Annotated in this window: 22 protein-coding genes; 11 read left to right on the top strand and 11 right to left on the bottom strand. The window is 44.4% G+C overall.

Annotation, left to right across the window (positions count from 1 at the left end; genetic code table 11):
* Positions 1-76 precede the first annotated feature (76 nt).
* Entirely contained in the window at positions 77-1,300 is a 1,224-nt protein-coding gene (gene trpB, locus R7E00_RS02965; RefSeq protein WP_005375643.1) for a tryptophan synthase subunit beta, read from the top strand.
* A gap of 131 nt (positions 1,301-1,431) precedes the next feature.
* Here the strand turns inward: trpB and R7E00_RS02960 are convergent, their stop codons facing one another.
* On the bottom strand, positions 1,432-2,889 hold the full coding sequence (locus tag R7E00_RS02960; protein WP_005375642.1) for a DUF3360 domain-containing protein: 1,458 nt from the start codon (positions 2,887-2,889) through the stop codon (positions 1,432-1,434).
* Positions 2,890-3,307: 418 nt separating this feature from the next.
* On the opposite strand from R7E00_RS02960, the gene R7E00_RS02955 reads away from it, so the two are divergent.
* Entirely contained in the window at positions 3,308-3,724 is a 417-nt protein-coding gene (locus R7E00_RS02955) for a VF530 family DNA-binding protein (protein WP_005375544.1), read from the top strand.
* Between the two features lie 151 nt (positions 3,725-3,875).
* Here the strand turns inward: R7E00_RS02955 and R7E00_RS02950 are convergent, their stop codons facing one another.
* From R7E00_RS02950 to R7E00_RS02930, 5 genes are all read right to left on the bottom strand, one after another.
* Positions 3,876-5,126 carry a DEAD/DEAH box helicase gene (locus R7E00_RS02950; protein ID WP_053350636.1) on the bottom strand — a complete coding sequence of 417 codons (1,251 nt, stop codon included), beginning with the start codon at positions 5,124-5,126 and terminating at the stop codon, positions 3,876-3,878.
* A gap of 393 nt (positions 5,127-5,519) precedes the next feature.
* Positions 5,520-5,990, bottom strand: a complete 471-nt coding sequence (locus R7E00_RS02945; protein ID WP_017821094.1) for a hypothetical protein — start codon at positions 5,988-5,990, stop codon at positions 5,520-5,522.
* Positions 5,980-6,891, bottom strand: a complete 912-nt coding sequence (locus tag R7E00_RS02940; RefSeq protein WP_017821095.1) for a hypothetical protein — start codon at positions 6,889-6,891, stop codon at positions 5,980-5,982. Before R7E00_RS02940 ends, R7E00_RS02945 begins: the two co-directional genes overlap by 11 nt.
* 320 nt (positions 6,892-7,211) lie before the next feature.
* Positions 7,212-7,457, bottom strand: coding sequence for a hypothetical protein (locus R7E00_RS02935; RefSeq protein ID WP_017821096.1), 246 nt, complete (start codon positions 7,455-7,457; stop codon positions 7,212-7,214).
* A gap of 40 nt (positions 7,458-7,497) precedes the next feature.
* Positions 7,498-7,713 carry a DUF3820 family protein gene (locus R7E00_RS02930; protein WP_005375557.1) on the bottom strand — a complete coding sequence of 72 codons (216 nt, stop codon included), beginning with the start codon at positions 7,711-7,713 and terminating at the stop codon, positions 7,498-7,500.
* Positions 7,714-7,857: 144 nt separating this feature from the next.
* Here R7E00_RS02930 and R7E00_RS02925 point away from each other — a divergent pair, with 144 nt between their 5' ends.
* Positions 7,858-8,166 carry a cysteine-rich CWC family protein gene (locus tag R7E00_RS02925; RefSeq protein ID WP_017821097.1) on the top strand — a complete coding sequence of 103 codons (309 nt, stop codon included), beginning with the start codon at positions 7,858-7,860 and terminating at the stop codon, positions 8,164-8,166.
* 38 nt (positions 8,167-8,204) lie between these two features.
* On the opposite strand, the gene R7E00_RS02920 is transcribed toward R7E00_RS02925, so the two are convergent.
* Positions 8,205-8,549, bottom strand: a complete 345-nt coding sequence (locus tag R7E00_RS02920; RefSeq protein ID WP_005375560.1) for a HopJ type III effector protein — start codon at positions 8,547-8,549, stop codon at positions 8,205-8,207.
* Positions 8,550-8,748: 199 nt separating this feature from the next.
* On the opposite strand from R7E00_RS02920, the gene R7E00_RS02915 reads away from it, so the two are divergent.
* The gene (locus tag R7E00_RS02915) at positions 8,749-10,518 is read left to right on the top strand and encodes a choice-of-anchor I family protein (protein WP_017821098.1); all 1,770 of its coding nucleotides are present in this window, start codon (positions 8,749-8,751) and stop codon (positions 10,516-10,518) included.
* A 71-nt stretch (positions 10,519-10,589) separates the two neighbouring features.
* Here the strand turns inward: R7E00_RS02915 and R7E00_RS02910 are convergent, their stop codons facing one another.
* Together R7E00_RS02910 and phhA are read right to left on the bottom strand one after the other, a co-directional pair.
* Positions 10,590-10,928 carry a 4a-hydroxytetrahydrobiopterin dehydratase gene (locus R7E00_RS02910; RefSeq protein ID WP_005375563.1) on the bottom strand — a complete coding sequence of 113 codons (339 nt, stop codon included), beginning with the start codon at positions 10,926-10,928 and terminating at the stop codon, positions 10,590-10,592.
* Positions 10,918-11,712: a phenylalanine 4-monooxygenase gene (gene phhA, locus R7E00_RS02905; protein WP_005391119.1), complete on the bottom strand. Its 795-nt coding sequence runs from the start codon at positions 11,710-11,712 to the stop codon at positions 10,918-10,920. Before phhA ends, R7E00_RS02910 begins: the two co-directional genes overlap by 11 nt.
* Before the next feature lie 222 nt (positions 11,713-11,934).
* Between phhA and R7E00_RS02900 the strand changes: the two genes are divergently transcribed.
* The gene (locus R7E00_RS02900) at positions 11,935-13,908 is read left to right on the top strand and encodes an acetoacetate--CoA ligase (protein WP_171342532.1); all 1,974 of its coding nucleotides are present in this window, start codon (positions 11,935-11,937) and stop codon (positions 13,906-13,908) included.
* A 149-nt stretch (positions 13,909-14,057) separates the two neighbouring features.
* Here the strand turns inward: R7E00_RS02900 and R7E00_RS02895 are convergent, their stop codons facing one another.
* Positions 14,058-14,633, bottom strand: coding sequence for a class I SAM-dependent DNA methyltransferase (locus R7E00_RS02895; protein ID WP_017821100.1), 576 nt, complete (start codon positions 14,631-14,633; stop codon positions 14,058-14,060).
* A gap of 171 nt (positions 14,634-14,804) precedes the next feature.
* Between R7E00_RS02895 and R7E00_RS02890 the strand changes: the two genes are divergently transcribed.
* Positions 14,805-15,683 (top strand): LysR family transcriptional regulator, encoded by an 879-nt coding sequence (locus R7E00_RS02890; RefSeq protein ID WP_053307827.1) that lies wholly within the window; start codon positions 14,805-14,807, stop codon positions 15,681-15,683.
* A gap of 176 nt (positions 15,684-15,859) precedes the next feature.
* Positions 15,860-16,753: a cation diffusion facilitator family transporter gene (locus tag R7E00_RS02885; RefSeq protein ID WP_005389400.1), complete on the top strand. Its 894-nt coding sequence runs from the start codon at positions 15,860-15,862 to the stop codon at positions 16,751-16,753.
* Between the two features lie 151 nt (positions 16,754-16,904).
* Here the strand turns inward: R7E00_RS02885 and yddG are convergent, their stop codons facing one another.
* Positions 16,905-17,807: an aromatic amino acid DMT transporter YddG gene (yddG, locus tag R7E00_RS02880; RefSeq protein WP_005389394.1), complete on the bottom strand. Its 903-nt coding sequence runs from the start codon at positions 17,805-17,807 to the stop codon at positions 16,905-16,907.
* 120 nt (positions 17,808-17,927) lie between these two features.
* Here yddG and R7E00_RS02875 point away from each other — a divergent pair, with 120 nt between their 5' ends.
* From R7E00_RS02875 to R7E00_RS02860, 4 genes are all read left to right on the top strand, one after another.
* On the top strand, positions 17,928-18,077 hold the full coding sequence (locus tag R7E00_RS02875) for a hypothetical protein (protein WP_017634379.1): 150 nt from the start codon (positions 17,928-17,930) through the stop codon (positions 18,075-18,077).
* A 12-nt stretch (positions 18,078-18,089) separates the two neighbouring features.
* Positions 18,090-18,740, top strand: coding sequence for an isoprenoid biosynthesis glyoxalase ElbB (gene elbB / locus R7E00_RS02870; RefSeq protein WP_017634378.1), 651 nt, complete (start codon positions 18,090-18,092; stop codon positions 18,738-18,740).
* 333 nt (positions 18,741-19,073) lie between these two features.
* Positions 19,074-20,222 carry an L-threonine dehydrogenase gene (yiaY, locus tag R7E00_RS02865; RefSeq protein WP_262605999.1) on the top strand — a complete coding sequence of 383 codons (1,149 nt, stop codon included), beginning with the start codon at positions 19,074-19,076 and terminating at the stop codon, positions 20,220-20,222.
* A gap of 149 nt (positions 20,223-20,371) precedes the next feature.
* Complete coding sequence (locus tag R7E00_RS02860) at positions 20,372-21,448, top strand: PQQ-dependent sugar dehydrogenase (protein WP_262605998.1); 1,077 nt, start codon at positions 20,372-20,374, stop codon at positions 21,446-21,448.
* Positions 21,449-21,510: the final 62 nt, after the last annotated feature.

Below are 21,510 nucleotides of genomic sequence, written 5' to 3'. Positions count from 1 at the left end.
TAAGCAACTGATCACACAACCTCTTCCAAATTTTGGGTATAAAGTATCAATACTTTCGTTAACTAGGATGTAAATAATGAAAAACTCGTTTGATCTCACTATGCCCAACGAAGAAGGATACTTTGGTGAATACGGTGGTAGCTTTGTTCCACCTGAGCTTGAACAAATCATGCATGACATCAACGCAGCTTATGAGGAATGCAGCAAAGATCCTGAATTTAAAGCGGAACTCGCTCGCCTATATAAGCACTTTGTTGGACGACCTAGCCCAATCTTCCATGCGGAAAACTTGTCTAAAAAATACGGAGCAGACATCTACCTAAAGCGCGAAGACTTAAACCATACAGGCGCACATAAAATTAACCACTGCTTAGGGGAAGCCATTCTCGCTAAAAAGATGGGTAAGAAGAAACTGATTGCTGAAACTGGCGCAGGGCAACACGGTGTTGCGCTTGCTACAGCCGCGGCATTGGTTGGCTTGAAATGCGATATTTACATGGGTGAAGTTGATATCGCCAAAGAGCATCCGAATGTCGTCCGCATGAGAATCCTTGGTGCTAATGTCATTCCTGCCACTCATGGGCGCAAAACCCTCAAAGAAGCGGTAGATTCTGCATTCGAAGCTTATCTGAAAGATCCTGATACACAACTTTATGCGATAGGCTCTGTCGTTGGCCCTCACCCATTCCCTAAAATGGTACGAGATTTCCAATCAATTATCGGTAACGAAGCACGAGTTCAATTCAAAGAAATGACCGGCAAGTTACCCAATAATCTCGTCGCATGCGTTGGAGGTGGTTCTAACGCGATGGGGCTATTTACTGCTTTCTTAGAGGATGAACAAGTCGCCATTCACGGCGTTGAACCTGCGGGCCGCTCTTTGCAAAAGGTTGGCGAGCATGCTGCAACACTCACACTCGGTGAGCCAGGAATCATGCACGGATTTAAGTCTTACATGCTTAAAGATGCGCAAGGCGAACCTCAGGAAGTGTACTCTGTAGCAAGTGGCTTGGATTACCCATCGGTTGGGCCTCAGCATAGTTACTTAAAAGACATTGGCCGTGTCAATTACGGCTCAATCAGTGATGACGAAGCGATTGATGCCTTCTTTGAGCTGTCTCGTGAAGAGGGAATAATCCCTGCTATTGAATCCTCACACGCTGTCGCTTACGCAATTAAACTCGCACAGCAAGGAGAAACCGGCTCGATTTTGATCAACTTATCAGGCCGTGGTGACAAAGACATTGATTTTGTCGTTGAACACTACGGCGCAAAATACGGCATTGAATCACTCATATAGCCTAACTCCGTAGCCTAACCCTACATGCAAAAAGCTACCTGGTACTAGGTAGCTTTTTGTTTTTGTCTACTATTTTAAGAAGCAAGTCCCTTTACTCACTGATCTCACTATACCTTTAGAGCATAATTCGATTAACCGATAAGAGCTGGAATGCCTGGAAGCTGACCAACAATAGCAAGGGAGCCTGCACAAACGATAAACGCAGTGCCAGGAATCAGATATTTATCTTTGCGCGATAGTTCGTTAGCACGCTCATGGTCGCCGATAAGCCCGAGGTTATCCAACAGCATCGTGATTGCCCAACCGAAGACTGGATTAACGAATGCACAGGCAAAAATACAGATACCTGCACTGAGTGAATCTTTATGCTTATGGATCATCTGCATACCCGCTTCAAGGAGTGGTAAGAATACACCCACAATCAAAGCAACGCGCAGAACAGGTTCCCACATTGCTAGATCCATTGGGTAGCCAATTACCGCCGCCGCAATACACATGAAACCCGTCAACAGAGCGCCACCTGGAATAGGACGCTTGGCAATTGCGGCAGGAATCATGTACGTTCCCCAAGAAGAAGCTAGGTTTCCGCCCCCTAAGAGTGAACCAACCCCCTGACGAACAGATGCTCCGACCATCGTGTCGTCGACATCCATGAGTACACCTTTCGCTTCTTTTGGGTAGTTAAGTTCTTGAAACACACGATGGCCGAGATAATCAGGGGACCACATAGCGACTGCCAGTAGAGCAAATGGAGTCACGGCAATAAAGTGCTCTAGGGTTGGCCAGCCTAGCTGCCAGCCTGTATCTTCACCCCACCAGTAGAATGGACTGAAATTAGGCAGGCCCGGTTCTGTGGTAAAGGCAAACTCAGCGCCCATCAAATAAGCAACAATACCCGCGAGTGCAGAGCACAATGGGATAGCGAGCCAACGTTTATTGATCTTGGCTAAGTAAGCGTAAACCATAACGGTTAGGCCTATGACCACAAACGAAATGTAACCTTGGTCCGTACTTGCAGCCCACGCTTCCGTCTTATTAATTTGCCCGAGCAACCCAACGGCACCAAGGTAGATCAACAACCCTCCTCGAACCCCGATACCAGTCAGAGTCATGAGTTTAGAGCCACCTTTGGTTAAGGCGAGAATTAACCCAAAAACACATACCATCAAACCTAGCGCGAGAGGGTGCCCTCCTGCAGCTGCAATCATAGGAATCAGCGGTATCATTGGGCCATGGGTTCCCGCTAAGTTTGCATTCGGGTTTAGGATGGCAGAAAACAGGATGACGAACAGGGCTCCAGCGATAAGTAATTCGTAACGCACGTTTTCTGCAATGAATTCCGGAGATAAACCAAACTGAGCAGCAAAAGCGGAAACCATGGCAGTGACCATAACCACTTTACCAATGGTTGCTGCTAATGCCGGTACCCAGTCTTCGATTTCAATACTGTAATCACGTGAGGGCAAATGAATTCCCCAGCGACGGAAACTCATGACGGTTAAATCATGATTTAGAAAGTCTTCTCGGTTTTCAAATTCATGCGGTTTTTTGCGCACATCCCTGTAAAAAGTCTTACTTTTGTCAGACATTGAGTCATCCTTTTATGTTTCAACGTTGAACTACGTCAACTAGAGTTTCGCTTGGTAGACAGGCCTTCGACCAATACGAGACAACACCCACATCAAACTTCTAGGCCATACTAAGAAAGCGGCATGAACCAATTTTGATTTTGAGCTTATTAAGCATGTGTTGCTATGGGTAGGAATATTAGACATTAGTAAAAGAACAACAAAAATCTCACTTATTACACAATAATTTAACATCGAGCTGGGACGCTTGAACTTTTAAGAGTCATTTTTGAGCAGAGAGCCAAGTAGAGCGGCCAATTCCGATTTATACTTTCAAGGTAGAGAGCACTGTGCTCGCATCCATCGCAAAGTAACTATCGATATCTCTACATTGTATACTTTGTTAAACTCCGCCCTTTAATGAGTAAGGCCCTTAAAAATGATGACTGACGAAGAGAGAATCGAGCTGCAACAGAACAATCCACTGCACGGATTAAAGCTAGAGACTATGTTGCAAGAGTTAGTGGATTTTTACGGCTGGGACATTCTAGATACAGCAATGCGTTTTAATTGCTTTAACACTAAGCCTTCGATTGCAAGTAGCGTGAAGTATTTAAAGAAAACCGAATGGGCGAGAGAAAAATTAGAAAACTTTTACCTTTATCGCTTTAAGCGCATGCCACGCGCGAGCGAAGAAGAATACAACTTACCACCAAGAGCTCGTACCTTCCCTCATGGCCTTGAACCTAAAGAGCCAATGCCGCTAACCGTTGACTCTATTCTTAAGTCACAAGCCAAAGCAGCGTCTGCATTTAAAAAGCGTTCACCTCGCGGACGCCCTGCTCGTCGCCAATAACACTATCTTGAAAAGCAATAGAGCCCTACTGGTAGCTCCAGCAGGGCTCTATTGTTCTTTAAAGGAATGGCTAGAAGCGAAGACTCAAGCTAGTGAGCATTCCTTTTCTCTAACAACTCCCGTAAGTAAACTCACATGTAGTTTACGTTTTCTATTGATTACGCTTTTTCTTCTTTTTACCCGTACCTGCCGGCTTCGCTCGCGGCTTCATTGGTAAAAAGTAGGCTTCACTCTGATCGTCTTCCACTTCAAAACCGACTACCTGCTCGCGTTCAAGTTGGAACTTATTTTTCTTTTCTATCACTTTGAAATGGTGGTAGTCGTCGTAATCGATAAGAGATAACCCTAAACCTACTTCACCAGCACGACCACTACGACCGATTCGATGCATATAATCAGCAGGGCTACGCGGAAGATCGAAGTTAATCACCACTGGAAGTTTTTCTATATCAAGGCCGCGTGCTGCGATATCGGTGGCAATAAGAACTTGAATCTCGCCAGACTTAAAACCGTCAAGGACACGAGTACGAGCGCCCTGCCCTTTATCACCATGGAAAACTTCAGCGGTAATACCGCGTTTTGACAACTTTTGAGCTAAATGATTACAGGCATTCTTAGCATTCACAAAAATCAAAGTCTGTCGCCACTGATGCTGTTTGATTAAGTGCGCGAGTACCGCCGTCTTCTCACCTTTATTTACACTAAACACGCGCTGCACCAAAGTGCTGGCTTCTGCGCTCTGCAACTGAACTTCAACAGGGTCGCGGAGCAACTGCTGAGCCAGCGTCGTGACTTTATCAGGGAAAGTAGCAGAAAATAACAGCGTCTGTTTCTTCTCTGGTAGTAACGCAAGAATCTTATTCAGTTCTTCGGTAAATCCGAGGCTCAACATTCGGTCGGCTTCGTCAAGGACGAGCGTTTCTACTTGGTTCAACTTAATCGCGTTACTGGATACCAGATCAAGTAATCGACCCGGCGTAGCTACGATAATGTCACAGCCACCGCGAAGCGCTAGCATTTGTGGGTTCACCGATACACCACCAAATACGGCAACCGTTTTGATCTTATCTCTAAGATGGTATGAGTAAGATTTGACGTTGTACGCCACCTGTGATGCCAACTCACGAGTTGGAACTAAAATCAGGTGAGAAACGAAGTTACCACGGCGATTGTTTGATCCGTCTTGCTGAACAATTTTTTGCAGGATTGGCAGCGAAAAAGCAGCGGTTTTACCAGAACCCGTATTGGCACCACCAATAATATCTTTCCCTTCAAGGATATCAGGAATAGCACGGGATTGAATGGGCGTCGGTTGGCTGTATTCTAACGCTTCTAGTCGCTCGACTAAGGTTGGAATCAGGCCAAGATCGGCAAATGTCGCTTGCTGTGTTTTATCTGTCATTACGATGAGTGGCTCAGTGCTAGTAAAGGCCGTGTATCTTATGCTATTTCGCGTCTGGATGTTAGAGATAATGGCCCAAACAGAAGATTGGTGAAAGAAGCACTATAGAGTTCAGGAATTTCCTTTCACTAACATGAGTTAACGGTTTCGATAACCAATACTCTACGACCAAGATGGTAGCGTTCGCGACAAGCAAAGGGAAAAGGAGTCAGGCACTCTGACTCCTGTAAAGCAAAATACAGCTTGAGAAAACCCTATAGCTTATAATTGGACAAAAATGCGTTACGACAAATAGAATATTAGCAACTAATGGATAACTTCAAGTATTGAGAGCTAGCGCATGACATGTACATACGCTAGCAGGGTGCTTGTACCAAGAGCTTGAAAGATGATTTAATCGCACGAACTAGGGTCTAAAACATACGTCCGACTTGAGGATTTTAATGTAAGTTCTTGTTCAGAAGTACATTCAATATAGTCATATTGCTTTATTTTTTCTCTCGTGTTGTTATCTAACCATATGGCAGAGGCAATAGAACTTAATACTATTATCGCTATAGAATATAGCCCTGTTTTTGTCGAAAATGGTACTTTTAGTAATAGTTCTGTTGACCTGTGTAGCATAGCTATGGGAATGATCGCTATAAAACCAAATATTAGAAGGCCTACAAAAGAAGCAACATTGTTCACTAAACCTGCTAGTTTTACTTTAGGAATGATACCGATTGAGTTGTTAATGCTAATTAACTCATTAATTGAGCTGTAGCTCAACCACACCATAAAAACCATAAGAGGCCAACTAGCCATCACTTTAAGCCAACGCTTTATCTTTAGTCTTCGGTTAAATTTTTCATTAGAAATCATTAATAGTTTTCTCTACTTGATTCTTCATCGGTTCCGTGAATTTAAATTGGTCATCTAGTTTAGATATTTCCTTTCCTACAATAAACGCAGTAACAGCGAAAATACCAAGTGTTAGAGCGGTTGGCACAACAAGTACCGTACTTAATGTTGCGACTCCCAGAATAGTTATTCCTTGAGCGATAACTCCTGCGGCAATGCCCTTAGATATATCCGCTGTAAATTGGCCGACCACTTCACCTAGCGTTTTTTCATCATGTAGAATGTAGTCAACCGCATTAACCGCACCACTAAACACAAGTTCAACATAGATGTTGCCTTTCAAGAAACTGACATTGCCTTGAACAGTATTTAGAGCATGACCAATTTTAAGCATTTGTGGTGTTGCTTCTTGCCAACGGATACCTAGGTCTAAATATTTAGGCTTGTAGTTCTCAACCACAATATTCATTACACCATTGATATTGACAGCTTTAGCGGTTGCCCCCCAAGCGCCAAGCTCTTTAGCGACCTCATAAGCGCCTTTAAGCCCCATGCCTACGCCAGTGTAGTCCTTGCCGTTCGAAAGTTGTCCATGCGAGTCTTTGATGAGCAAGTCTAAATACTCGTTACCTTCTTCAACAGTCAGTACCGCAATACTCACGTTCTCTTGTTGAGAGGTGTCCCACTGATATTCTTTAGCTTGCTTTTGTAAATCATCGTTCCATTCTTTTTCTGTTAGGTCGTAAGCTTGTTGGTCCGCTTTGCGTTCAGCAAGAACGCGCTCTCTATTTTCAGTCCATCGTTTCTCATCGCTCGCGGTAGATCTCAGCTCTTCCTGACGTTCTCGGCGTTGACGTGCTGCTCGTTCTCTAGTGGTTTCTTGTCTTTCTTCTGGGGCTACAGGAGAGGATTCATATCTCATGGGAGTCGGTTTTACTGATAAATAAAAAGGATAATAACAATATTTTCAGTGATTTATCATCCCCAACAAGATTGCATGATGATTTAACCAATTAAATAGGCAGTTTGACTAATCAAACAAGCACAATGAAGGCTCAATAGTGTTGAGTTACATTCAATCGGATAACTTTTCGTAGGGTAAAACGTACGAACCAAATTTTGTAGAGTATTTATTCCAGTTCTTTTTTGGGGCAATAAAGAGTTAGCCTAACGGTCTGGCTCTTTTGAATGAAAAAATAGTCTGGTGGGAGAACTTGTAAGTCTGTGGCAGGTTACACTCACTTACTCCTTAGGCAGGTGACCAGTTTCCTTCGCTAGCTTTTGCATCGCCTCGGCAAACGTTGTTGTCCCGCCTTTAGCTTTAACCTGTATTACCTTATATCCCAACTTTTCCAACGCTTGGCGCTCTGCCAAAACAGCTTTGTCATCTTGCTGGCTACCTTGAGCTGGCTGATGAATGTAACATCCCTCTAGTTTACCATCTTCGACCAATTGGTGGTGTTTCAGTGCATCGATATCAAAATTCATAATAAGTCTTTTCATTAAGAGTGGGAGTTTCTGTGGCTAGTTACATACGCTTCAAAGGCTTCACGACACTATCTAAGCCTTCAATTTTGAGCGCTAAACATAGCTTGAGCAAATCCCCTAGCTCGCCGCTTGGCCAGCCCTTTTTATCAAACCACAGTAAGTATTCTTCAGGCAGGTCGATTAACACTCGCCCTGCATATTTCCCAAATGGCATTTGCATTCTAGCGAGTTTAATGAGGTTTTCTTTTTCTAACATAAGTGACAGAGAGTTAAGGTAACTCGCCCAAGGGTAACACTGGTTCTCCCTCCTCACCAGCAAATCGCAGTCACGTTTATTTTTGGCGGCCTTGACTCGCTTTATGCTAGAGTACGCGGCATAAAAAATGAGAACGAGAAAGCAATGAAGTCACCTTGTCGAGCAGCATGTAAAAATAACGCCGGAATATGCTCTGGTTGTCACCGAACGATGGATGAAATCATCCAATGGAAAGACAAAACCGATCTCCAACGAGATGCGATTATCGAACAAATCGCAGGAGAAGATTCAACGCACAGTTGTCCAGAATGCGGGACTCAAGCCCATTGTGATATCGCCGCAGGCAAAGAGACATGCTGGTGCTTTACTATTGAAACCCGTAATTTACCCAAGCCAAGCGCTAACCAGCTGTGTTTGTGCCGAAAATGTCTAGAAAAAAAGCCAGTCGCGTAATACGACTGGCTTACTGATCATCGTTTTCTGACTGGTGTTTATTTAGCGGTTAAAGCGGACGCTTCAAACTTAATGCCTTCCCACCCTGTCACCATAAAATTACGAATATTCTGGTGATCGCTGTTCTCTGGATGCTGCAATACATCTTCACGATAAAAACGGCCAAAGCAGGCTAGCGTCGCTTCTTTGTCTAGGTTGTTTAGCAAACCGAAAGCGAAGATCTTACACGAACCGTTGTTCTCGCCTGCATTGTTTTGTGTCTCACCATTTACAAAAGCGGTTGGCTCAAACGTATAGTTATCTTCGATCACCGCCATCGTTGCTTCAAATTCGACCTGCTCTGGTGACGCTGCCAATAAATCTAAAAACGATTTTAATTCCATTATTCCTCTATCCCTACTTCATCATATTGATGACACATTAGTTTCATAAAAAGCCAATATAAGAGTCATCAATCATACATATATTCAGAGCCTTACCAAATCACACGTCATTCAGCGCTCTATCATTCCAGTTGCGGAAATGGACAGCAGCATAAAACCCATGCTGATTGACAACCTATCGGATTGATAAGGAGATATCATGATCACCCCTTTAAAGGCAATCGGTGCACTCGCATTGTCATCACTTGCCATCGCGTGTTCATCACAACCCGAAGATACCGTGGCTTCATTCGCTACACAATGCAAGCCTACCACTGCACCCGTTACTGGGGAAACGTCAATTCAAGGTTTAACTTTTATCGGAACATCCGTTGCTGATGCACCATTCGACACATCGGCAGCTGAAATCGTGAGTTATGACGCCTGTACAGATAAGCTCTATGTGGTTAATGCTCAAGCAAAACGTGTCGATGTAATGTCTATGGATGACAACGGCGTACCAACGCAAAGCGCATTCATCGATCTCAACAGCGCTGGCGAAGCAGCGGGCATTGAAATTGGCGCAGCAAACAGTGTCGCTGTATTCAATGGTTTGGTAGCAGTTGCGATTGAAAACAGTAATAAACAAGCGAATGGTATTGTTGGCTTGTACCGCTCCGACGATTTGTCATTAGTCATGACGTTTCCAACAGGCGCATTGCCAGACATGGTTGGCTTCTCGAAAGATGGCCGATACATCGCAACCGCTAATGAAGGAGAGCCAAACAGCGATTACAGCATTGACCCTGAAGGTAGTATCACTTTGATCGCTCTGAGCCTTGGTGTTACTCAAGCAGAAGTGACACAAATTGGCTTTAACGAATTTGATGGTTCACGAAAAGCAGAGCTCCCAATGAATGTGCGTATTTCGGGGCCAAACGCCACCGTCGCACAAGATCTAGAGCCTGAATACCTCACTTTTGCAGATAACGGTAAAATCTATGTCGCGCTACAAGAAAATAACGCCATGGCAATCGTCAATCCAGAGAGCAAATCGGTAGAAAAAATTGTTGGCTTAGGTGAGAAGTCTTGGTCGGGCGCTAAACTCGATGCATCCAACAAAGACAAAATCATTGGGAACTTGAAAAGCTACCCACAACTGGTTGGCTTATTTATGCCTGACACCATCGACAGCTACTCAGTGAATGGGAGTACTTACATCGTATCTGCAAATGAAGGCGACGGGCGTGAGTACGGATTCACAACCACTCAAGAACTGTGCGACAAAGCTGGCTTTATGTGGGATGAAGACGATTACCTCGGTACAGATGAATATACATCTGAGCAAGGAACCTGTTTAAGCCATATTGATGAAGTGCGCGGTAAGAAGCTGAAAGTGGCAGCAGAACACCCATTGGCAGAGGCACTAAAAGACAACAAACAACTCGCGCGTTTAAAAGTGATTAAGCCGGAACAAACGCTTTCTGCACAAGAGAATGTTCAATCATTTGGCGCGCGTTCATTCTCGATTTGGGATGAAAACGGCAAGTTGGTCTTCGATAGTGGTGACGATTTCGCGACTATCGCGCTGCTGAATGAAGGCAAGAACTTCAACAGCACCAACGATAACAATAATAGTGGCGATGACCGAAGTGATGATAAAGGTATTGAGCCAGAGGCGATTGAAGTAGCACAAATTAACGGTCGTCATTACGCGTTTATTGGCTTGGAGCGTCAAGGCGGTATCATGATTTATGACATCACAGACCCGAAACAAGCGCAGTTTATGCATTACGTCAACCGCCGTGATTACAATCAGCCAGTATGTACAGAAGTCGAAGATGGCGAATGCATGAACGACACATACAATCCAAAAGCAGGCGATTTAGGTCCAGAATCCATTAATTACTTTACCCGTAATGGTGGTCATTTTATCGCCGTTGGCAATGAGGTATCGGGCACGACATCCGTCTTCCGAATCAATCTATAAAGTAATGTAAAAGTCATTTAGAACCAAAACGCCCGACGTAAGCCGGGCGTTTTTTTGTATGAGGTAATGTCCTACTCTGCCGATGCTAGCGCGTCACACTTTGATGCGCAGATAAAATCGTTTTTATGCAGACCTTTGATAGAGTGACTCCACCACGTTACGGTAACCTTACCCCATTCCAACAAAATAGAAGGATGGTGGAACTCATCTTCTGCCAGTTCCGCGATTTTGTTACTGAAAGCCCATGCTTGTTTGAAGTTCTTAAATTTATACACCTTTTCTAGTTGAGGTATATCTTCTCTTTCAATGATCTGCCAATCAGACAATTGCAGAAGCAGAGACTGTTGCTCTTCTTTGCTTAGTGCAATGGCATCGATACTACAAGCTTCGCATTTTTGTTCATTCAACATGAGCAGGTTCCTTTGGTTCAAAAAGTGGAGGAAGCAGTCCAGCTTCAATCGCTAGATCGGCTTGTTTCAATAAATTTAACTGACTGATTTTAAAGAGCTGAGAAAAGTCATCAATCACGTAGTACTTCGGTTGCATGATGTCGATACGATAAGGCGTTCTCAGCACAGTTTGTAATTCAAATGGGTCGCGAATTGCTACATCACTCTCTAATGCGTAGAGGGTTTCGCCAGGAGATGAGAGAATACCACCACCGTAAATTTTGGTTTTGTCCCCTTCTTTCACCAAGCCAAACTCTACGGTAAACCAGTAGAGGCGAGCGAGATAGGCTCTTTGTTTTGGGGTAGCGGCTTGCCCTAGTTGACCATAATGTTCGGTAAATGCAGCAAAATCTGGGTTGGTTAACATCGCACAATGACCAAATATTTCATGGAAGAAATCCGGCTCTTGCAAGTAATCGAACTCTTCTCTGGTACGCAAGAATGTGGCGACGGGAAAGCGCTTATTACCGAGTAGATTAAAAAATCGGTCGAAGTCAATAAGCGCAGGAACGGGCTCCACTTGCCAACCTGTTGTCTCCATCAGGACACGATTAATTTCTGGCAATTGAGGAACGCGGTCTTGAGGTAAATCAAGCAGCGTTAAACCGTGTAAATAAGCCTTACAAGCTCTGTTTTGGATCACACCCATTTGTCGTGTTACCAAATCTCGCCAAATGGCGTCTTCTTCACGGCTCCATTCAACCCTGCCTTCCTGGTTTACGGGTTTAGAACGATACTGAGTCATGGCACATCTCCATTAACAAATCCTTTACATTAAGCCTATCTTCAGTCTTAAGAGCTTCCAATCCCTGCGCGATTTTCTCAGCACCATCCCGATGTAACATATTGTTTACAATGCATCGTAACTGCATGATTTTTATGACACGATATAATCTCTGGCTTGTTTGACTTTATCGTGTATTCCTCTCAAACTAAAACCTGTTATCACTTTGTTATAGAGGGACCTATGCGCGAGAGCAGCAAAGTATGGCAACCGAGCGAAAGTCGTATCGAAGAAGCCAACATTACACAGTTTATTGAACACATTAATCGACAAGGAAATACCCTTGAAAGCTTCGCTGATCTGCATCAATGGTCACTCGATCATGTAGAAAAATTTTGGCAAGAAGTTTGGCTATTCTGCGACGTCATTGGCACTCAGGGAGAGACCATAAAAGAGCGAGCAGAAAGTCGCTGGCAGCAACCTGTTGAAAATAGGGATATAAAATGGTTCCCAAACGCGCAAATTAACTACGCCGAAAATTTGCTAACCTACGCGTGTCACCAACCCGATGATCTCGCGATTTGGTTTGAAAATGAACGTGAAGAAAAACAGACCTACACCTGGAAACAATTGTGCGAAGAAGTTTCGAGTGTGCAGCAATGGTTGAAAGAATGTGGAATTAAGCAAGGTGATGTCGTCGCTGGTTATTTACCTCACCTACCTCAAACGGTGATAGCCATGTTAGCAACCACCAGTTTAGGGGCAACCTGGACTTCTACCTCACCTGATTTTGGCGTTGAAAGCGTTTTGGAGCGCTTTGGTCAAGTGAAACCTAAAATCCTGTTTACTTGTGATGGCTATACATTCAATGGCAAAACTTTCGATATGTCTGAGAAAAACCAGCATATTGCGGATCATCTTGATGGTCTTAAACAGGTTTGCCAAATTAGCTACCTGAAACCACACATTTTTGAATGCGACGTCTGCACTCAAGATTGGCAAAACGTCCTGAATCAATACACACCCGAAGCGCTGACTTTTACTCGTGTTAATTTTAACGATCCGCTATTCGTGCTCTATTCTTCAGGCACGACAGGCAAACCGAAATGCATCGTTCATTCCGTCGGCGGAACAGTGCTTAACCATTTGAAAGAGCATCAACTGCATTGCGACATCCAACCGAACGACAGAGTGTTTTATTACACGACCTGTGGCTGGATGATGTGGAACTGGCACGTTTCTTCACTCGCGAGCGGCGCATGTTTAGTAATTTTTGATGGTAGCCCTGTTTATCCCACTCATAACGTGCTTTGGGACCTCGCTGAACAAGCCGAAGTGACGCTGTTTGGAACTTCGGCGAAATACCTAGAGGCATTGGAAAAAGTTTCTTTTTCTCCGCCGAAAAGTGATGCATTTCCAAGTCTGAAAACCATTTGCTCAACGGGCTCAGTTCTGTATCCAGAACAGTTTGATTATGTCTATCAGCACATTAAAGAAGATGTCCACCTCGCATCGATCTCAGGCGGGACAGACATTTGTGGCTGCTTTGTGTTAGGCAACCCTATTTCTCCCGTTTATCGAGGAGAGTGCCAATCAGCGGGATTAGGGGTCGATGTCAGAGTCTTTAACCCGCAGGGTAATAGCGTAATCGGAGAGCGCGGTGAGTTGGTTTGTGCCAATTCATTGCCCAACTTCCCCGCTGGCTTTTGGAACGACACCGGGGAGAGATATCATCGTGCTTATTGGGATAAGTTCGACAATATTTGGCACCACGGCGACGATGTTGAACAAACCAGCGTTGGTGGATACGTGTTTTATGGTCGAAGTGATACCACGTTGAATCCCGGTGGCGTAAGAATCGGCACGGCCGAAATCTATCAGCAAGTGAACAGTATAGACGGTATTCTAGATTCCATCGCAGTAGGAAAAGAAGTCGATCGCAACGAACAAATATGGCTGTTTGTCCAATTAGTCAAAGGGGTAGAGCTCAATGACGAGATGATCGCTTCCATCAAAGCACAGCTAAAGTCTGCATGTTCTCCAAGGCATGTACCTAGTGCGATTTACGCAATAAGCGATATACCTAAGACACGCTCAGGAAAGCTGGTCGAGTTAGCCGTTAAGCAAGTCGTTAACAACCGAAACGTCGAAAATTTAGGCGCAATAGCCAACCCTGAAGTGCTGGAGGAGATACGCAGGATAGTCGTCTCAAAATAACCTCCGAAGACTTAGTTGTTCGAGTATGTCCTTGCCTGCACCACGACGACTTGTTTAGAGCAAGTGAAGTTACATATACCCTCAGCAGATAAGAAAAAAGCGAGCTTGTTAGCTCGCTTTTGTCATTTTGTGTTCTTTATTCAGCAGTATTAGCGACGACCAAGCCCCATTAATACCGACATTGTTTTACCATCAGATGTAATGTCAAAAACGTGTTGCGATTCAACTTCAGTAAAGCCTGCTTCTTTCAGTGCACGCTCAGACTTCGCAAGGGTAAAACCGTCTTGTTCACATTCTGCAATCCAATCAAAATGAACAAAATAGCCGCCGTGGTTAAGTAGAGAATGCGAGATCGTTAATGACGCGTCTAAGTCTTCCACAAACGCTAAAACTGATGATGCAACCACCAAGTCGAACTGTCCACGAAACGCAGGGTGCTGAGCGACCAAGCCGCGAGATAATGCATCTACCACAGGTTCTACGTTGACGAGCTCTTTTTTATCGAGTTCCTCAATCATGGCTTCCGATGCGTCTAATGCTACGATGTCTTTAACCATCGGTGACAATCGTTGACTTAACTGCCCTGTTCCGCATCCAAAATCTAGTACTTTAATGCCATCAAGCTGAGTTAGCTGTTGTAACTGCTCAAACACCGACTGCGCAAATTGCTCTGTTGCTGGATTTGATTCCCAGTTTTTTGCTAAGCCGTCCCAATCTTGTGCCATCGTGGCCTCCATGTTCACTTTTTGTAACCCACATAGATTACCGCAAAACCGTTAAAAGACCATAGACTTATCTGGCGGATTCGCGTTTTTTTCGATAATCTTTCATGGCTTTGGGAGCGCATCTGCATAATACCCAAATTATTTGAATTCATTTATTGGTTGTGTCAAATCATGAACTTAACTCAAGTAGAAGCCTTCTGCACCATCGCTGAGTGTGGTTCTGTTTCTGAAGCGGCAAGGCAACTCGACTGCAATCGCACCAAACTCAGTATGTCGATTAAGGCATTAGAGAAAGATCTCGACGTTGAATTGTTTAACCGAACTGGCAACCAGCTCACCCTCTCTGAAGCTGGGAAAGCCATTTACAAAGATTGCGAACACCTACTTATCATCGCACAACGGGTCAGAAAGACCTGCGCTCAAATCTCGGAAGGGTTTAACGCGGAAGTTTGGGTAGCACGTGACGACTCCTTACCTGATGATCTCTGGCAAGAATTATCTCATACATTGAATAACCGCTTTCCTTCAACAACCTTCAACTTAATCTTGGCATCCAGTGGCGACTTAGCCAACTTGGTCAGTACCCACCAAGTAGATTTTGCTTTCGGCGTTGATTATGAGCGAGTAGACGATCCTCGTATCGTATACAACCCGTTAGGCAAGATACGTATGATGTCAGTATGCAGTGTAGAACACCGCCTAAGTAAGATGCGCCGTGTCTCAGACGAAGATCTACGTAGTCAAATGCAAGCACTAATGGTGTACCTAAATGAGAAAGACAACCCTGAACTGCAACCTTTCTCGACTCGATATATTGGTTTTTCGAGTTTTGACTACATGCTGAACACCATCTTAGAAGAAGACGCTTGGGGCGTGCTTCCAGAACCATTAATCCGCCATTACCTTCGTCAGCAGAAGCTCGCCGTTATCAAACACACATACGGATTGACGCAAGAAGACTACTGTATGTTTTCACCTAACGGCCATGCTGAGCATCCTGCAATGACGTGGTTAGCAGATAAATTGAGCGAGTATTTATTTGACTTCTAAACATTTTATCAGTGAGCGTCAATTTTACTGACACCAAAAAATAACAGTAAGCCATTGTTTTATAGGAATATAAATAAAAACGCAATTTTTTAGATTAGTTACTGGTCACTTTGTGGTTGCCTAAATTACCTTATGAGCGAAGAATAGTAAGGTATTAAAATTCAAAGGCATCTTTTATGTGTGACAGGACAAGCAAAAACGAAAACCGTATTCTAACCATTTCAGCCCTTTTGGCATCTGGGTTCGCTGCTGGTGGTATGGTACTTGGCTTGCTTGTAGGATCAATTGTCATCGTGTTTGACGGTGTTTACTCTTTGGTCAGCTTACTGTTAACTTTATTGTCACTGGCCGCTTCTTACTATATTAACAAGCCTTCAAAATCTGTATTCCCGTTTGGAAAAGCGGTCTTAGAACCAATCGTTATTGCGATAAAAGCAGCCGTCATTTTAGTGGTTGTAAGCTTCTCTCTCTACTCTGCGATATCAGCATTGATGTCTGGAGGTCGCGAGGTCGATGCTTCTATTGCGACCTTATTCGGCATCGTGAATGTTATCGGTTGTGGTTACGCTTGGTGGTTTATGGCGAAACGCAGCCGCCGCTTCTCATCAGGCTTGATTGAAGCGGAGAAAAAACAGTGGCAAATGGATACTCTGCTAAGTGTGGCGGTGACCGTAGGATTTATCTCGGCTTGGGCTGTTTCACTAACGCCATTCTCTGAGTATGCGGTATATGCCGACCCCATGATGATGGTTTTAATGGGCTTTTACTTCCTCAAAGTACCGTTCGATATGCTAGTAGGTGCCTTACGTGAACTACTAATGATGACACCAAGCAAAGAGCTGTGTCAGAGCGTTGGCAAAGATGTTCTTGAGATTGAAAAAGTGACTGAGCATCAATTGAAACTGGCTGGCGTAACGAAGGTGGGCCAAGAGCTACGAGTAAATGTGGACGTACATATTGATGACGACACATTGGAGCTTGACACACTAGAGCACACTCGTAAGCAGCTTATCAAGCGACTGTCAAAGCACAGATTCAAGCTTCAACTACACTTGAACGTCGCTTATTAGAGCGCCACCAAAGAGCCGTTAAAACTCAATAAAAAGCTCCCAATCTCGGGAGCTTTTTTAATTTTTTCGATTTAGTTGCTTCGTATTCGAATACAGCTCGCAAGGGAGATCTGTTCGTTGCTCACTTAAATTCTCTGATCTCGTTGGTAACTTACCCAGCCGCTTCGCGCTTCTCTTTGGTGACTAACCAACACATCAGCGAGCCCACCGTTACCATCACAACGCCCTGCCAAAAGCTATGGCTCAGAGTTACGCCAAGAATAATGGAAGAAAATAAAGCGGAAAAAATGGGTGTGAAGTAAGACAAGGTGGCGAGAAAAACCATATTGCCGCCAACGATCGCGATATTCCATAAACCATAACCACCAGCCATTAAAGCGGCAGAGGCCACTAAGTACCCCATCGCTTCCCAACTGAATGTCATTGGTGGCTCATCCGTAAACGCGTATTTGACCCAAAGCGAAACAGCTGTTGCAATAAAAAACAGGGTAATCGCATTATGTTTAGATTGCTGCCTTTGGGTTAAGTTGCAATAAAAAGCCCATATAACCGCGCCAGCGAAAGCCATAAAATACACCAGAGGGTTACTACTAACATTGGACATGATCTGAGTTATGGATAAGCCATTCTCACCGCTCACAGTCCAAGCAACCCCAACAAACGCCAGCGTAACTGCGGGATAAAGCAACCAGTTTGTTTTTTTATTGCTGCCAAGGACCGCAAATAAAACCGTCAGTGCGGGCCAAAGGTAATTGACAATCGACACCTCAATTGCCTGCGCGCGCGAGTTGGAATATCCCAAAGATAGAGCGAGAAATATTTCATAACAGACGAACATCGCACCACCAAGCGCAAGATACTTGGGAGAAAAGTAAGACAACTTTGGAATACCGACCACGATAAGAAGGAAAACAGAGCTAAGAGAGTACAACATGGCTGCCCCGCCTACAGGACCTAAACTCTCCGTAACCAACCTCGCGATGCCAAGCAGACAACTCCAAGAGAGAATCGCGATACAACCATAAAGTGTGAAACGAAATTGCACTGATTTCATGTGACCTACCACTCACGAATGCCAAAGGAAACGTCAGCTTAACTCAAAAATGATCAGGTTCAACGTACTGTTTTATAAAAATCAGTATAAAAATCATTCTATTAAGCCGTTGGAGTCGATATGAAACATTTTCTGCCCTCTAGTGTTATGCTTACACCCTTTGTTGTGCGCTACTATGATGAAGATGACAACGAGAGTGAAAACGTTAAAACACATTCGGAAACGCATGGTCTAGATAGCGAAGAGCAATCTAAGGAACGTTCAGAGTAAAGGAATCCAAACATGAAAAAAGTCGCAGTCATTTTAAGTGGTTCAGGCGTTTACGACGGTTCTGAGATCCACGAAGCAGTGTTGGCGCTCTACGCCATCGAGAAGGCAGGTGCAACTTGGCACTGCTTTGCACCTAACATTGACCAACTCCACGTCATCAATCACCTAACTGGTGACGAAATGGATGAAACACGTAACGTATTGATCGAATCAGCTCGTATTGCACGCGGAAATATTGACGATGTCGCCAAACTTAACGTCGATGAATACGATGCCCTACTGCTTCCAGGTGGGTTTGGTGCCGCGAAAAACTTAACCGACTTCGCTGTTTCGGGTGCGGAGTGCTCCATTAACACACACGTAGCTCAAGCTTGTCGCGCGTTTGCTAATGCGAAAAAACCAGCTGGCTATCTGTGTATTTCTCCTGTCATTATTCCGATGATTTATGAGCAAGGCGTGAAAGGAACGGTAGGCAACGATGAGGCAGTCTCAATAGCATTTAATCAAATGGGCGGTGAACACACCACGTGCCCTGTCGAAGACATCGTTTTTGATGAAAAACACCTCGTACTTTCAACCCCTGCTTACATGTTGGCAGAGAATATCTCTCAAGCGGCTTCAGGTATCGAAAAGTTAGTATCAAAACTGATTAAAATAGCTTAATTATTAGTAGTTAGCTTATAAAACACTTCCCTATCCCCATTGATAACTAAGTTATTAATGGGGATTTTTTATACTTTAGTCGAATTTAGAGATATATCCGCGTCAGAAGTCAATTTCTGCCAATCGTTTGCGTCCATAGTTTCATATTTGTTCTACTTTATATCAGTGTTGCACTTATACGCAGTGCAACAAGATCACTGTCACAGTTTTTCTCTTGCAAGTACCTCTAAGTGGGTAAACTTGCTTTAGATCAACTTCAATCTGGAAACGAATGTGCGACAGTAAATGGCAAATTAAGAAAGATTATTAAAAATAACGACGGAGCTATCCAATATGACAAGTGCATTTTTTATCCCTACGGTAAACCTAATGGGCGCTGGTTGTTTGAAAGACGCAGCAGACAGCATCCAATCTCAAGGCTTTAAAAAAGGTTTGATCGTTACGGATAAGATCCTTAACCAAATCGGTGTAGTCAAACAAGTTCAAGACCTTCTCACTGAGCGCGATGTAGCAACCGTTGTGTTTGATGGCACTCAACCAAATCCAACTATCAGAAACGTTAACGACGGCTTAGCACTTCTTACTGATAACGAATGTGACTTCGTTATCTCTCTAGGCGGCGGTTCACCACACGACTGTGCGAAAGGTATCGCGCTTGTTGCTTCTAACGGCGGCAAAATCGCAGATTACGAAGGCGTAGACCAATCTGCAAAACCAATGATGCCACTTATCGCGATCAACACGACGGCGGGTACTGCATCTGAAATGACGCGTTTCTGCATCATCACTGACGAAGAGCGTCACATTAAGATGGCTATCGTTGATAAGCACACAACACCGCTTATCTCGGTAAACGATCCAGAGCTAATGCTCGCTAAACCTGCTTCGCTAACTGCGGCAACAGGTATGGATGCCCTAACTCACGCGATTGAAGCTTACGTATCTATCGCGGCAACACCAATCACTGACGCGGTAGCAATTAAAGCGATTGAGCTTATCCAAGCTTACCTACGCACAGCAGTGAAAAACGGTGAAGATCTAGAAGCTCGTGAACAAATGGCATACGCACAGTTCATGGCGGGTATGGCGTTCAACAACGCTTCTCTAGGTTACGTACACGCAATGGCACACCAGCTAGGTGGTTTCTACGACCTTCCACACGGTGTTTGTAACGCGATTCTTCTACCTCACGTACAGCGTTACAACGCGCAAGTATGTCCTGAGCGTCTACGTGACGTAGCAAAAGCAATGGGCGTAAACGTAGAAGGCATGTCTGCTGAAGAAGGTGCAGCGGCAGCAATCGACGCTATCGTTACTCTAGCGAAAGATGTGGGTATCCCAGCAGGTATTAAAGAGCTTGGTGCGAAACTAGAAGACATCCCAACACTAGCAGACAACGCACTGAAAGACGCTTGTGGTTTCACTAACCCTAAACAAGCAACTCACGAAGAAATCTCTAAGATCTTCGAAGAAGCGATGTAATCTCGCTACATAAACAATTCTCTAGCCTTAATTCAATCCCCGATCTCGTATCGGGGATTTTTTACATTCATATACAAGTGAATCTCTGCCAAACATAGTCTTTTAGTGTTAGCTTTTAAGTATTAACACGATTCATATTGGAAGGAACCATGAGAACGATTGCTGCCACCCTACTCGCTTGTTTATCCTTTTCTGCCAACACTGCCGAATACCGCGCCAACGAAGTGGCGAGTGGATTTCAGATCCCTTGGGGGATCGAGTTCTTAGATAATCAACGCGTTATCGTCAATCAAAAGAACGGTACGGTTTCGTTGCTGGATATCACCACAGGCAAACCTCAAAAGCTGTTTAACGTCCCCGATGTGAACACCAGTGGACAAGCCGGCTTATTGGATGTTGCGCTCGCACCGAATGCCGATACGCAAAACCCGCAACTCTTCTTTACCTACAGCAAGCGCACAAGTAAAGGCAATACGGTGGCGTTAGCGACGGCGCAATTGCAAAACAATCAACTTGTGGGTTGGAACGATCTCTTTGTTGCTGATGCCATCACCGACACGGGTCGCCACTACGGCAGTCGAATTTCATTTGTAGACGATAAAGTTTACTTCTCAATCGGTGACCGTGGCGAACGCGATAATGGCCAAGACACTCAAACCCATGCTGGCAGTATTGTGCGCCTTAACCTTGATGGTTCGGTTCCGCAAGACAACCCATTCAAACCTTCCCAAGCTCGTCCTGAGATATGGAGTTACGGGCACCGCAACCCACAAGGTATGTTTTACGACGAAGCAACAAAACAGCTGTGGTCGATTGAACATGGACCACGCGGTGGCGATGAAATTAATCTAATCAAGAAAGGCGCGAACTACGGCTGGGCAAAAGTCTCTCATGGTAAAGAATATTGGGGACCGTTGGACGTTGGGGAAGCTAAGTCGTTACCGGGAATGGAAGATCCCAAGCTGGTATACGTCCCTTCTATCGCGCCCAGTAATATGATTTTGTACCGTGGTGATAAATACCCAGAATTGGACGGGAAAATCCTCGCAGGCGCATTGAAACTGGCGCACATCAACGTGGTTTCTATTGATAATGGCAAGCTCACCGAATCAAAAAGATTGATGGAGAGTCATGGAGAGCGAGTAAGAGATATAACCATCAGCCCCGATGGCTATATCTACTTTTCTACCGACAGCGGCAAAATCTTTCGTCTTGAGGAAAGGTAATCAAACACTAAAATCGTTAAGACTATTTAATTTGTGACGTACTAGTGATTTATTTTCGTACA

Source organism: Vibrio sp. Vb1755 (assembly GCF_033338635.1).
Taxonomy (GTDB): Bacteria; Pseudomonadota; Gammaproteobacteria; order Enterobacterales; family Vibrionaceae; genus Vibrio; species Vibrio alginolyticus.
Note: the sequence above shows the minus strand (reverse complement) of the source record. Positions and strands in the feature narration are given on the sequence as shown.